Raw genomic sequence first — 12,259 nt, forward strand, 5'->3', positions numbered from 1 at the left:
GAGTCATCCTGCGTTGTTGCTCAAGTCTGCATCAGCCGCTTGGCCTTGGCAATCGACATCAGCATGCCGATGGCCAGGCCCAGCGTCACCATGGCCGTGCCGCCGTAACTGATGAAGGGCAAGGGAACACCCACCACCGGCAAAATGCCGCTGACCATGCCCATGTTGACGAAGGCATAGGTGAAAAAAATCATCGTCAGCGCGCCGGCCAGCAGCCGCGAAAACATGCTGGGCGCATCCATCGCAATCGCCAGGCCGCGAAAAATCAGAAAGAGAAAGCCCGAGATCAGCAGCAGATTGCCGATCAGGCCGAATTCCTCGGAATACGCCGCAAAGATGAAGTCGGTCGTGCGCTCGGGAATGAACTCCAGGTGCGTCTGCGTGCCGGCCATGAAGCCCTTGCCGAACACCCCGCCCGAGCCAATCGCAATCATGCCCTGGATGATGTGAAAGCCCTTGCCCAGCGGGTCGCGCGACGGGTCCAGCAGCGTGCAGATGCGCTGCTGCTGATAGTCGTGCAGCACCGGCCAGCGCATGCCGTCGGCGCACAGCTGCGGCTCGAACCAGACGATCAGCGAAATGCCCACCACGCCCAGCAGCACGGGCGGAAGAATCAGCTTCCAGCTCAGGCCGGCAAAAAAAATCACCGCCAGGCCGGCGGCCAGCACCAGGAGCGACGTTCCCAGGTCGGGCTGCTTCATGATCAGGCCGACCGGCAAGGCCAGCAGCACCAGGCCGACGACGAAATCGAGCGGGCGCAACTGCCCTTCGCGCTTCTGGAACCACCAGGCCAGCATCAAGGGCATGGCGATTTTCAGGATTTCGCTGGGCTGAATCACCACCCCGAGGTTGATCCAGCGCCTGGCGCCCTTCTTGGTGATGCCAAACGCCAGTACCGCCACCAGCAGGGTCACGCCGGTGATGTACAGCGGCACGGCAAAAACCATCAGCCGCTGCGGCGGAACCTGCGCCACCACGAACATGATGGCGCCGGCAATCAGCATGTTGCGTCCATGGTCGGCAAAGCGCGTGCCGTGGTCGTAGCCCGACGAATACATGATCAGCAGGCCGGCGCAAGCCAGCAGGAACACCGCAAAGGCAAGCAGGCCATCAAAACCCTGCAGCACAGGCAGGGCTCGCTGGTAAAGGGACGGTTTATCGAAGACGGCGGACATGGGCGCGATTATCGGTCAGCGTGCCGCCAGCCCGCAGGCTGAAGGGGCATCATCCGGCGCCTTTTTTACTACTAAAAACATAGCACCTTATGCCCTACCCTATTGCGCAAACAGGCTATTTTGTTATGAATTTGACCCGCGCCCACGCGTTCAGGCGCCATGGCGGCTTCGGGTGGCGCGTTTACCATGCACGCATGCCCATCACCCACCTGCTCTACCTGCACGGCTTTCGCTCTTCCCCCCAATCGGCCAAGGCCCAAAAAATGGCCGCCCTGATGGCTGAACGCCACCCGGCGGTGCGCTGGTGGTGCCCGCAACTGCCGCCCTCGCCGCAAGAGGCCATGGCGCGGCTTCAAGCCGGCATCGCGGACTGGCCGGCCGAATCCATGGCCGTCATCGGCTCCTCGCTGGGCGGTTTCTACGCGACGGCGGTCGCCGAGCGCCAGGGCTGCAAGGCCGTGCTGCTGAACCCGGCGGTCGATCCGGCGCGTGACCTGGCGAGCTACATCGGCGAGCAAACCACCTGGCAGAACCCCGGCGAGCACTTTTTCTTTGAAGCGCGCTTTGTCGATGAACTGCGCGCGCTGCAGGCGGGGCCGCTGAAGGTTCCGCACAACTACCTGGCCATCATCGCCAGGGGCGACGAAGTGCTGGACTGGCGCGAGATGGCGGCGCGATATGCGGGCGCTAGAGTGCGCCTGCTCGAAGGCGGCGACCATGCGCTGAGCGACTTCGACGCGCACCTGCCGCTGATCTTGGACTTTCTGCGCCTGGCCTGAAAGCAGCTTGACCCGGAACGCAGCAAGCCTCGGCCTTCAGGCCAGGGTCAAGGGCGCTTGACGCCAAAGGCATCGTTGCATTGTGTGCCTTGTATGTGTTAAAACACTCACATGAAACGCACCAATTTCTTTTTCCCCGAAGAAATGCTTGAACGCCTGAAAGCGGCCAAGCTCCACACTGGCATCCCCGTCAGCGAGATCATTCGCCGGGCGGTCGAGACCTACCTGAAAAGCATAGGCCTCTAATGTGAAAACCCTCAAGCTGCGCATCAAGGACAAGCACGCCAGCGCGCTTGCAGCGATGGCGCGTGAGGTCAATCAGGTCTGGAACTACGTCAACGAGTTGTCGCACCGCTCCATCCGCGAGCGCCACAAATGGCTGAGCAGCTACGACCTGCAAAAGTACGCGGCAGGATTCAGCAAGTGCGATGGCGTGAAGGTTGGCAGCGCAACGGTGCAGCTTGTCTGCGAGGAATACGCCACCCGGCGCAGGCAGTTCAAGAAAGCCCGGCTGAACTGGCGCGTGAGCAACCCAAAATCGCCCAAGCGATCTCTTGGATGGATACCGTTCAAAAAGGGCGGCGCTGTCTATCGCAATGGGCAGGTGAAATTTTGCGGCTTGATGCTGGGCCTGTGGGACAGCTACGGCCTGAGTAAATACGAATTGCGCGCTGGCTCCATCAGCCAGGATGCGCGGGGCCGGTGGTATTTGAACGTGGCTGTGGAGGTTGAAGTTGCCCCAAGCGCGGGAACGGCCAGTGTCGGTATCGACTTGGGCCTGAAAACCACTGCAGTTTGCTCCAACGGACAATCGCTGGCTTCGCGCACCTATCGCAAGCATGAGCCTGCGCTGGCGATAGCGCAACGTGCGGGAAAGAAGGACAGGACAAGGGCTATCCACGCCAAGATTGCCAATGTACGCAAAGACGCCATGCACAAGTTCAGTACCCGGCTGGTTGCAGAGAATGCCGCGATATTCGTGGGTAATGTCTCCAGCAAGGCGCTGATTAACTGACCTTACGCAGCGGCGGATTTTGATAGGCTACAGGAATGAAAAATTCTGACCTGGAGTTGTACACGGACTATTTGTTGAGCACCTTCGGTGCAGCGACGGCGACCGGGCTGTCGGCGATGGTTGAGGGTGATGTCAGCCATGACCGGATCACGCGGCTTTTATCGAAGCAGGCGTACACGTCCAGGGATCTGTGGCTGCAAGTCAAGGCGATGGTGCGGGAAGTGGAAAACGCTGAAGGCGTGCTGATTTTTGACGACACGATTCAGGAAAAAGAGTGGACGCAGGAAAGCGAATTGATGTGTTGGCATTTTGACCATTGCAGCGGGCGCACGGTCAAAGGAATCAACCTGCTCAACGCGGTGTATCACTGCAGCGGCGCGACCATTCCCGTGGCGTTCGAGCTGGTGAAAAAGCCGCTTCAATACTGCGACATGGCCACCCAAAAGCTCAAGCGCAAAAGCGAGGTGACGAAAAATGAACTCATGCGCGAGATGATCCAGGCGTGCCTTCACAACGGGTTGAAGTTTCGCTTCGTACTGATGGACAGCTGGTTCGCGTCGAAGGAAAACTTCGACTTCATCACCGGCAAGGGGCGCCACTTCATTGCCGCGCTCAAGGACAACCGGCTGGTGGCGCTGAGCGAGGAAGACAGGAAGAAAAAGCGTTTTGTGCGGGTAGACGAACTGGATTTTCCAGAGCAAACCGCCGTGCAGGGCTGGCTCAAGGATCATGCGCAAGCAGTCCGTTTCGTCCGCCAGGTCTTTACGAACAAGGACGGCAGCACGGGGATACTGCATCTGGTCTGCAGCGACCTCACTTGCGACTATGACGCCATGACCACGAGCTACAAAAAACGGTGGCAAGTGGAGGTGTTTCACAAATCCCTCAAATCCAATGCCGCCCTGGCCAGGTCACCGACTCAAACACTCAGAACCCAAAGCAACCACGTCTTCATGGCCATTTACGCTGTGTTCAAACTCCAATGCCTGAGCCTCAAAACCCGGATCAACCCGTTTGCCTTAAGGCTCAAACTGCTCATCAATGCATCGCGTAGCGCCTATGCTGAACTTCAGCACTGGAGAGCGACTGCGTAAGGTCAGTGATTAAAACGAAGATGGCTAAGTCCACGCTGGATGCGGGATGGTCAATGTTTAAGACGCTATTGGAATACAAGAGCCATCAGGCCGGCATCGTCTTTGAAGAGGTGAGAGAGAGTTACACAACCCAGACTTGCTCGTGCTGCGGGGTCATCCCCGCCAGCAGTCCGAAAGGTAGGGCAGGACTTGGAATAAGAGAGTGGACTTGCAGCGATTGCGGAGCGGTGCATGACCGGGACACCAACGCAGCAAAAAACATTCTCGCGCGCGGACATGCGCGTCTGGCAGCAGGAATCCCCGTCCTTTAGGACAGGTAGGATGTCAATACACTAGCCGCATGCCCCGCGAGGGCTATTACCGAGCATCACCCAGGCTAAAGGATTCCGTTGTGTTTGTATTGTTTGAAGAAACTGGAAAATTTCTGGCCGGCCGCATCCTGTCGGAAGCCGACAGCTCGCTGCAGGTCGAACTCGACTCGGGCAAGCGCGTCAAGGTCAAGTCGGCCAACGCGCTGCTGAAGTTCGAGAAGCCCGCGCCTGCCGAGTTCATCGCCGCCGGCCAGCGCCTGATTGAGGAAATCGACCTGGACCTGGCCTGGGAATTCGCCAGCGACGAGGAATTCGGCTTTGCCGAACTGGCGCGCGACTACTTCAGCGCTGATGCGTCCAAACCGGCTTCAGCGGAGCAGCAGGCCGCCGCCCTGTTCCGCCTGTACGACGCGCCGCATTATTTCCGCCGCGCCGGCAAGGGCCGCTTCAAGAAAGCGCCGCCCGAAATCCTGCAGCAGGCGCTGGCCGCCATCAAGAAGAAAAAGCAGATCACGGCGCAGATCGCCGCCTGGGCCGAGGAACTCGGACAGGGCCAGTGCCCGGCGCCGATTCGCGACCAGCTCTACAAGATCCTTTTCAAGCCCGACAAGAACAGCGCCGAGTACAAGGCCGTGGTCGATGCCTCGCGCGCCACGCACACCGCGCCGCTCGATCTGCTGCAAAAAGCCGGCGCCATTGCCTCGCCCTACCAGTTCCACTGGAAGCGCTTTTTGTTCGAGAACTTTCCCAAGGGCACGCGCTTTCCGGAATTGCAGGCGCCGCCCATCAAGGACGAGCTGCCGCTGGCCGAAGTCCGCGCCTTCTCCATCGACGACTCCAGCACCACCGAGATTGACGATGCGCTGTCGGTTCAAGGTCTGGGCAGCGGCGTCATCACGCTGGGCGTTCACATCGCAGCGCCCGGCCTGGCCGTGCTGCCGGGCAGCCCGATTGATGCGGTCGGCCGCGCGCGCATGTCCACCGTCTATATGCCGGGCTACAAGCTGACCATGCTGCCCGACGACGTGGTGCAGGCCTACACGCTGCAGGAAGGCCGCAACTGCCCTGCCCTGTCGCTTTACCTGACGATGGACGAGGCCACGCTGGAGGTCAAGCAGACCGTCACCCGGCTCGAACAAGTGCCCATCGTCAGCAACCTGCGCCACGACCAGCTCGACACCACCTTCACGGAAGCGTTTTTTGAAGCCGCCCAAAGCGCGCCACGCGCCGACGTTCAATGGGGCGTGGAGCTGACCTTCATGCACCGGCTGGCCCGGCACCTGAAAGCCCAGCGCGAAATCGTTCGCGGCAAGCCCGAGAACTTCAACCGCCCCGACTACAACTTCAAGCTCGACAACCCCACCGGCGGCGAGCCGCAGGGCATTGAGACGGTCAGCATCAGCACGCGCCAGCGCGGCTCGCCGCTCGACCTGATCGTCGCCGAGGCCATGATCCTGGCCAACAGCACCTGGGGCCAGTGGCTGGCCGAGCATGGCGTTCCGGGCATTTACCGCAGCCAGGCCAGCATGGCGCCGGGCGTGAAGGTGCGCATGGGCACCAAGGCACTGCCGCACGCGGGCATGGGCGTCAAAAGCTACGTCTGGGCCACCTCGCCGCTGCGCCGCTACACCGATCTGGTCAACCAGTGGCAGATCATCGCCTGCGTCAAGCACGGCCGCAGCGCCGCGCTGGTGGCACCCTTCAAGCCCAAGGACGCCGACCTGTTCTCGGTGATTTCGTGCTTTGACGCCGCCTACAGCGCCTACAACGGCTTTCAGTCCGGCATCGAGCGCTACTGGACGCTCAAATACCTGGAGCAAAACGGCATCACCGAACTGACGGCGACCAGCTTCAAGGACAACCTGGTGCGCGCCGACACGCTGCCGCTGGTGCTCGGCGCCATGGGCGCGCAGGGCCTGCCGCGCGGCGCCCATGTACGCGTCAAGCTCGGCGAGATTGACGAGATCACGCTGGACGTGTTCGGCACCGTCATCGAGCGGCTGGACACCGAGGCCGAAGCCGCCAGCAGCGCCGCCCAGGCCGACGACAGCGACGACGGCGAGGATGACCTGGCCGCCGGGCCGATTTCGATTGCGGTCGATATCAGCGAGCCGCAAGCCGATGCCGAAGCCGCGCCTGCGGCCGCAGGCTGAACCCGGCGCGAATGGCCTGAACCGTGTCCACTGCAGCCGCCAGGCATCGCCCCGTGAAGCCGAAACCCCGCCCGTCCCTTGTGAAATCACCCAGCACCCTGCAGATTGCCCTGGGTGTCTCGCTGGCTGCGCATGCGGCGCTGCTGGCGGTGCGTTTTGTCGATCCGGAACGCTTCAACCGCGTGTTTCAGGACACGCCGCTTGAAGTGATCCTGGTCAACACCAAATCCACCGAGACGCCCGATGAACACGCCAAGGCGATTGCGCAGGCGTCGCTGGCCGGCGGCGGCGAGCTTGAAAAAGGCCGCGCCACCTCGCCGCTGCCGCCGGCCCTGGTGATGAAGACCGGCGATGCGCAGGAAGATGAAAACGAGCGGCGCCAGATCGAATCCATCAAGGAACAGCAGACCCAGCTGCTGCTGCAAACCAAAAAGGAACTGGCCGCCATGCCGCCGCCCGACCTGAGCGTGCCGTCGCACCTGCGCGCGCAGACCGAGCAGGAGGAAAGGCGCAAGCAGCTCATCAAGCTGCTGGCCGAGATTGAACGGCGCATCAACGAAGACGGCGAACAGCCCGCCAGGCGCTACATCAGCCCGTCCACGCGCGAAGAGGTGTATGCGGTGTATTACGATGCGATGCGCCGCAAGATCGAGAAAAAGGGAACGCTGAACTTTCCGCAGATGGCCGGCAAGAAGCTGTATGGCGAGTTGACCATGACGATGACGGTCAATGCCGACGGCAACGTGCTGGCGACCGAGGTGGTGCAAAGCTCGGGCAACCCGACGCTTGACCGCTGGGCGCAAAGCCTGGTGCAGGGCGCCGGCCCGTTTGAGCCGTTCAGCGAGGCCATGCGCGGCAAGGCCGACCAGATCGTGGTGGTGTCCAGCTTCAACTTCGGACGCGATGACAGCCTGGAAACCAAGCTCACCCACCGCTGAGCCCCGGCAACGCGGTGGTACTCACAATTTTTGACAAAGAAGATCCAGCCATGACCAGCGATAACGCGGCAATCGACCGCTATTTTGTGCTCGGCAACCCGATTGCCCACAGCCGATCCCCGCAGATCCATGCGCGTTTTGCCGAGCTGGCCGGGCAGGCCATCGACTACCAGCGCTGCCTGGTGCCGCTGGACGGGTTTGCGGCCACGCTGGCGCAACTGGTCCAGGACGGCGTGCGCGGCTGCAATGTCACCGTGCCGTTCAAGTTCGAGGCGTTTCAAGCCGCAAACACCCGCAGCGACCGGGCGCAGTTGGCCCAGGCCGTCAACACGCTGGTGATGGAAAACAGCAAGATTCATGCGGACAACACCGATGGCGTCGGGCTGGTCAATGACATCCAGGTCAACGCGGGCGTGCCGCTGGCCGGGCGCGACGTGCTCTTGATTGGCGCGGGCGGCGCGGGCGCGGGCGTGCTGGGGCCGCTGCTGGCGGCCGGGCCGCGCCGGCTGGTGCTGGTCAACCGCACACTGGCCAAGGCCGAGGCGCTGGCGGCGCGTCACAGGGCGCATGCCTCGCTGCAGACAGTGCTACAAAAAACAGAGCTACTGGTGCAGGAGCCGCATGCGGTAGAGGGTGAGTTCGATGTGATTGTCAATGCCAGCGCCAGCAGCCTTGCAGGCAGCGCCGTGCCGGTGGCCGGCAGCGTGCTCAAGCCCGGCGCGCTGGCTTACGACATGATGTACGGCCCAGCGGCGGCCGGCTTCATGGCCTGGGCGCGCGAGCATGGCGCCAGCCCGCGCGACGGCCTGGGCATGCTGGTCGAGCAGGCTGCCGAATCGTTTTCATTGTGGCGCGGCGTGCGTCCGCCAGCGGCGCAGGTGCTGCAGGAACTGCGCTTGCTGCTGGCATGAAGGCACTGGCGCGCCTGCTGGTCCTGGCCTTGCTGGCCGGCCTGGCGCTGCAGCTTTATTTCGTGGCGCGCATCGCGCTGATGCGGGTCGTGAATCCCGAATCAACGGCCTTTGAGCGCTCGGAAGCCTGGCAGGTCGCCAGCAACACCGGCACGCTCAAATGGCGCCAGCAATGGGTGCCCTACGCGCAGGTATCAAACCACCTCAAGCGCGCCATCATTGCCTCGGAAGACGCCAGCTTCACCGTGCACGAGGGCGTTGACATGGACGCGCTGGAAAAGGCCTGGGAGAAAAACACCCAGGCCGAGGAACGCGCCGCGCAATCCATGAGCCGGCTGGCCGAGGGCAAGTCCAAAGCGCCGGCCGTGAAGCCGCCAAAAATATTTGGCGGCTCCACCATCACCCAGCAACTGGCCAAGAATTTGTTCCTGTCCGGCGAACGCACGCTGCTGCGCAAGGGCCAGGAGCTGCTGCTGACGCTGATGCTCGAATCCCTGCTCAGCAAGCAGCGCATCCTTGAGATTTATCTCAACAACGTCGAATGGGGCGAAGGCGTTTTTGGCGCCGAGGCCGCCGCCCAGCACTACTACCGCAAGCCGGCCGCGCGCCTGAACGCCGTCGAGGCCGCCCGGCTGGCGGTGATGCTGCCCCGGCCCAAGTATTTCGAGACCCACACCGGCTCGGGCTACCTGGCCTCGCGCGCCCGGACCATCGCGGCGCGCATGGGCGGCGTGGAAGTGCCATGAGCGCCGATTTTTTCATCTTTTTACAAGCCATTTCGTGCTCTTGCGCAATACCCGCTTGCACAAATAGCTACTGAATTCATAGCAAATGCATATACTGGGAATCGATCCGGGCTTGCAGATCACCGGCTTTGGCGTGGTCGATATGGACGGTCCGCACCTGCGCTACGTGGCCAGCGGCACCATCAAGACCACGCATCTGGACACAAAGGATTTACCGGGCCGCCTGAAGGTGCTGTTCGACGGCGTGCGCGAGGTCGTGCAGCGCTACCAGCCCGAGGTCGCTTCGGTCGAGATCGTGTTCGTCAACGTCAACCCGCAGGCCACGCTGCTGCTCGGACAGGCGCGTGGCGCCTGCATCACGGCGCTGGTGTCCAGCGACTTGGCGGTGGCCGAATACACCGCGCTGCAAATGAAAAAAGCCGTGGCCGGCTATGGCAAGGCCGGCAAGGCCGAGGTGCAGCAAATGGTCATGCGTCTTTTAAAGCTGCCGTCGCTGCCGGGCAAGGATGCCGCCGACGCGCTGGGGCTGGCGATTACCCATGCGCATGTCGGCACGGCGATGGCGCGGCTGGCGCTGGCCAGCGAAGCCGGCGGCAAGATGGACGGCAACTACCGCGCCGGGCGCAGCCGGTGACGGTGACGGGCGGCTACGCCACCCGCTCCAGAATCAGCACGCCAAAAAACCCGAAGGCGGCAATCAAGGCCCACTTCAGCACCACCCAGCCGTAGTGCCTGAAGCGCAACTGCCCGGTGCCAGCGTAGAACATGAAGCACACCAGGGCGGCCAGCAGCGCGAACAACAGCATCCAGCGAAACAGCAGCATGGCCTGAACTCCCGGGGTGCCGGTGGCGGCGCCTTACCAGGCGCGCGGCAGGGTTGAAAAACCCTTGGGAGCGCTTTTTTCGTCGTCGAAGGTGACGATTTCGTAGGCCTCGGGATGGGCCTGCAACTCGCGCAGCAGCTTGTTGTTCATGGCGTGGCCCGAGCGAAACGCGCTGTAGGCGGCCAGCAGCGGCTTGCCCAGCAGGTACAGGTCGCCCATGGCATCGAGGATCTTGTGCTTCACGAATTCGTCGTTGTAGCGCAGGCCTTCGCTGTTGAGCACCTTGTAGTCGTCCATGACGATGGCGTTGTCGAGCCCGCCGCCCAGCGCCAGTCCGTTGGCCCGCATCATTTCGACATCCTTGGTGAAGCCGAAGGTGCGCGCCCGGGCGATGTCCCGGCTGTAGCCGCCCGAGCCCATGTCGAACTCGACGCGCTGGCCGGTGGAATCCACGGCGGGATGGTCGAAGTCGATTTCAAAGCTCAGCTTGTAGCCCTCGTAAGGGCTCAGGCGCGCCCACTTCACATTGGCGCCCTCGCCTTCGCGGACCTCGACGGGCTTGAGGATGCGCACAAAACGCTTGGGCGCGTCCTGCAGCGCAATGCCGGCGGACTGCAGCAAAAACACGAACGAGGACGCCGAGCCGTCCAGAATCGGCACTTCTTCGGCGGTGATGTCGATGATCAGGTTGTCCAGCCCCAGGCCGGCGCAGGCCGACATCAGGTGCTCGACGGTGTGGACCTTGGCGCTGCCGCTGGAAATGGTCGATGCCAGCCGGGTGTCGGTCACGGCTTCGGGCGAGATGACGATATCGACCGGCTCCGGCAAATCGACGCGCCGGAACACGATGCCGCTATCGGGAGGCGCTGGCCGCAGGGTCAACTCGACCCGCTGGCCGCTGTGCAGCCCGACGCCAACCGCCTTGGTCAGGGATTTGAGAGTTCTTTGAGCGAGCATGGGGGTATTTTAATTTTTGCTGCGTTCAGGACAGGGCACAACCGGCCCAAGCCCGCGCGACACGCCGGGCGTCAGAGGGTGGCAATCCGAAAATGGCAGGCCATGCCCCAGGCCTGCCGGGGCAGGCCTGGGCCAACGCATGCACGGTCAGTCGGCCTGGCGGCGCAGGAAGGCAGGAATTTCAAAGTCATCCATGCCGCCTGACGCCAGCGCATCAATCTTGGCGGCCGCCTGGGTGCGGTTGCTTCCCCACACGCTGGGCCGGGCCATGTTGCCGTAATCGGGCTGCTTCAGGCCCGGCACGCCAGCGGCGTTCTGGCCGGCGCCGCGAAGCACCTGCAGCGGCGCGACGTTGCCGCGAGCTTCCTGGCCCTGGCGGCTCAGGCCGGTCGCCACCACGGTGACACGGATGTCCTCGCCCAGCTCGTCGTCGTAGGCCGTGCCGTAGATCACATGCGCATCGGGCGATGCGTAGGCGCGAACGGTGTTCATGGCCAGCTTGGATTCGTTCAGCTTGAGCGAACCCTTGGCCGCCGAGATCAGCACCAGCACGCCCTTGGCGCCCGACAGGTCGATGCCTTCGAGCAAGGGGCAGGCCACGGCCTGCTCGGCGGCGATGCGGGCGCGGTCGGGGCCGCTGGCCCGGGCCGTTCCCATCATGGCCTTGCCGGGCTCGCCCATGACGGTGCGCACGTCTTCGAAGTCAACATTGACATGGCCAGGCACATTGATGATTTCGGCGATGCCGCCAACGGCGTTTTTCAGCACGTCGTTGGCATGCGCGAAAGCCTCGTCCTGCGTCACGTCGTCGCCCAGCACTTCGAGCAGCTTTTCGTTGAGCACCACGATCAGCGAATCGACGTTGGCTTCCAGTTCGGCCAGGCCGATGTCGGCATTGGTCATGCGGCGGCCACCCTCGAAGTCGAACGGCTTGGTCACCACGCCGACGGTCAAAATGCCCATTTCCTTGGCCACGCGCGCAATCACCGGGGCAGCGCCGGTGCCGGTGCCGCCGCCCATGCCGGCGGTGATGAAGAGCATGTGCGCGCCGCTGATGGCGCTGCGGATGTCCTCGACGGCCAGCTCGGCCGCGTCACGCCCTTTTTCGGGCTTGCTGCCGGCGCCCAGCCCGCTGGAGCCCAGCTGGATGTTCTTGTGCGCGCTGCCGCGGTTCAGTGCTTGCGCGTCGGTGTTGGCGCAGATGAATTCAACGCCCTGCACACCGCAGTGAATCATGTGGCCGACCGCGTTGCCGCCGCCGCCGCCGACCCCGATCACCTTGATTTGCGTGCCCTGGTTGAACTCCTGGATTTCAATCATTTCTATAGTCATTGGGAACCTCGTCCTCAGTAAGTT

The 12,259-nt window shown here is 62.8% G+C and carries 14 protein-coding genes; 10 read left to right on the forward strand and 4 right to left on the reverse strand.

Going from position 1 to position 12,259, the window contains the following annotated elements:
* Positions 1-20 precede the first annotated feature (20 nt).
* Positions 21-1,175 carry a rod shape-determining protein RodA gene (rodA, locus tag PNAP_RS16985; RefSeq protein ID WP_011802768.1) on the reverse strand — a complete coding sequence of 385 codons (1,155 nt, stop codon included), beginning with the start codon at positions 1,173-1,175 and terminating at the stop codon, positions 21-23.
* Between the two features lie 194 nt (positions 1,176-1,369).
* Here rodA and PNAP_RS16990 point away from each other — a divergent pair, with 194 nt between their 5' ends.
* The 10 genes from PNAP_RS16990 (at position 1,370) to ruvC (ending at position 9,756) form a co-directional block, all read left to right on the forward strand.
* The gene (locus PNAP_RS16990; RefSeq protein ID WP_011802769.1) at positions 1,370-1,954 is read left to right on the forward strand and encodes a YqiA/YcfP family alpha/beta fold hydrolase; all 585 of its coding nucleotides are present in this window, start codon (positions 1,370-1,372) and stop codon (positions 1,952-1,954) included.
* Positions 1,955-2,065: 111 nt separating this feature from the next.
* The gene (locus PNAP_RS25810) at positions 2,066-2,200 is read left to right on the forward strand and encodes a ribbon-helix-helix domain-containing protein (protein ID WP_083758062.1); all 135 of its coding nucleotides are present in this window, start codon (positions 2,066-2,068) and stop codon (positions 2,198-2,200) included.
* Between the two features lies 1 nt (position 2,201).
* Positions 2,202-2,969, forward strand: a complete 768-nt coding sequence (locus PNAP_RS16995) for an RNA-guided endonuclease InsQ/TnpB family protein (protein WP_011802770.1) — start codon at positions 2,202-2,204, stop codon at positions 2,967-2,969.
* A 35-nt stretch (positions 2,970-3,004) separates the two neighbouring features.
* Positions 3,005-4,063, forward strand: coding sequence for an IS701 family transposase (locus PNAP_RS17000; RefSeq protein ID WP_011802771.1), 1,059 nt, complete (start codon positions 3,005-3,007; stop codon positions 4,061-4,063).
* Between the two features lie 20 nt (positions 4,064-4,083).
* The gene (locus tag PNAP_RS25815) at positions 4,084-4,374 is read left to right on the forward strand and encodes an RNA-guided endonuclease InsQ/TnpB family protein (protein ID WP_011802772.1); all 291 of its coding nucleotides are present in this window, start codon (positions 4,084-4,086) and stop codon (positions 4,372-4,374) included.
* Positions 4,375-4,454: 80 nt separating this feature from the next.
* The gene (locus tag PNAP_RS17005) at positions 4,455-6,527 is read left to right on the forward strand and encodes a ribonuclease catalytic domain-containing protein (protein ID WP_041376773.1); all 2,073 of its coding nucleotides are present in this window, start codon (positions 4,455-4,457) and stop codon (positions 6,525-6,527) included.
* Between the two features lie 80 nt (positions 6,528-6,607).
* A complete protein-coding gene (locus PNAP_RS17010; protein WP_041376774.1) occupies positions 6,608-7,465 on the forward strand; it encodes an energy transducer TonB in 858 nt (285 codons plus the stop codon).
* A gap of 50 nt (positions 7,466-7,515) precedes the next feature.
* On the forward strand, positions 7,516-8,376 hold the full coding sequence (gene aroE, locus PNAP_RS17015; RefSeq protein WP_011802775.1) for a shikimate dehydrogenase: 861 nt from the start codon (positions 7,516-7,518) through the stop codon (positions 8,374-8,376).
* Complete coding sequence (gene mtgA, locus PNAP_RS17020) at positions 8,373-9,122, forward strand: monofunctional biosynthetic peptidoglycan transglycosylase (RefSeq protein ID WP_011802776.1); 750 nt, start codon at positions 8,373-8,375, stop codon at positions 9,120-9,122. Before aroE ends, mtgA begins: the two co-directional genes overlap by 4 nt.
* 85 nt (positions 9,123-9,207) lie before the next feature.
* Positions 9,208-9,756, forward strand: a complete 549-nt coding sequence (gene ruvC / locus PNAP_RS17025) for a crossover junction endodeoxyribonuclease RuvC (RefSeq protein ID WP_011802777.1) — start codon at positions 9,208-9,210, stop codon at positions 9,754-9,756.
* Positions 9,757-9,769: 13 nt separating this feature from the next.
* Here ruvC and PNAP_RS27685 read toward each other — a convergent pair whose 3' ends face one another.
* From PNAP_RS27685 to ftsZ, 3 genes are all read right to left on the reverse strand, one after another.
* Positions 9,770-9,946 carry a hypothetical protein gene (locus tag PNAP_RS27685; RefSeq protein WP_011802778.1) on the reverse strand — a complete coding sequence of 59 codons (177 nt, stop codon included), beginning with the start codon at positions 9,944-9,946 and terminating at the stop codon, positions 9,770-9,772.
* Between the two features lie 33 nt (positions 9,947-9,979).
* A complete protein-coding gene (gene lpxC, locus PNAP_RS17030; RefSeq protein WP_011802779.1) occupies positions 9,980-10,903 on the reverse strand; it encodes a UDP-3-O-acyl-N-acetylglucosamine deacetylase in 924 nt (307 codons plus the stop codon).
* Positions 10,904-11,050: 147 nt separating this feature from the next.
* Positions 11,051-12,235: a cell division protein FtsZ gene (ftsZ, locus tag PNAP_RS17035; RefSeq protein WP_011802780.1), complete on the reverse strand. Its 1,185-nt coding sequence runs from the start codon at positions 12,233-12,235 to the stop codon at positions 11,051-11,053.
* Positions 12,236-12,259: the final 24 nt, after the last annotated feature.

The sequence above is a fragment of the Polaromonas naphthalenivorans CJ2 genome, assembly GCF_000015505.1.
Classification (GTDB): domain Bacteria; phylum Pseudomonadota; class Gammaproteobacteria; order Burkholderiales; family Burkholderiaceae_C; genus Polaromonas; species Polaromonas naphthalenivorans.

Coding starts and splice junctions, on each gene's coding strand:
- rodA (WP_011802768.1), bottom strand. CDS start 1,175: ATGTCCGCCGTCTTCGATAAACCGTCCCTTTACCAGCGAGCCCTGCCT.
- PNAP_RS16990 (WP_011802769.1), top strand. CDS start 1,370: ATGCCCATCACCCACCTGCTCTACCTGCACGGCTTTCGCTCTTCCCCC.
- PNAP_RS25810 (WP_083758062.1), top strand. CDS start 2,066: ATGAAACGCACCAATTTCTTTTTCCCCGAAGAAATGCTTGAACGCCTG.
- PNAP_RS17000 (WP_011802771.1), top strand. CDS start 3,005: ATGAAAAATTCTGACCTGGAGTTGTACACGGACTATTTGTTGAGCACC.
- PNAP_RS25815 (WP_011802772.1), top strand. CDS start 4,084: ATGGCTAAGTCCACGCTGGATGCGGGATGGTCAATGTTTAAGACGCTA.
- aroE (WP_011802775.1), top strand. CDS start 7,516: ATGACCAGCGATAACGCGGCAATCGACCGCTATTTTGTGCTCGGCAAC.
- mtgA (WP_011802776.1), top strand. CDS start 8,373: ATGAAGGCACTGGCGCGCCTGCTGGTCCTGGCCTTGCTGGCCGGCCTG.
- ruvC (WP_011802777.1), top strand. CDS start 9,208: ATGCATATACTGGGAATCGATCCGGGCTTGCAGATCACCGGCTTTGGC.
- PNAP_RS27685 (WP_011802778.1), bottom strand. CDS start 9,946: ATGCTGCTGTTTCGCTGGATGCTGTTGTTCGCGCTGCTGGCCGCCCTG.
- lpxC (WP_011802779.1), bottom strand. CDS start 10,903: ATGCTCGCTCAAAGAACTCTCAAATCCCTGACCAAGGCGGTTGGCGTC.
- ftsZ (WP_011802780.1), bottom strand. CDS start 12,235: ATGACTATAGAAATGATTGAAATCCAGGAGTTCAACCAGGGCACGCAA.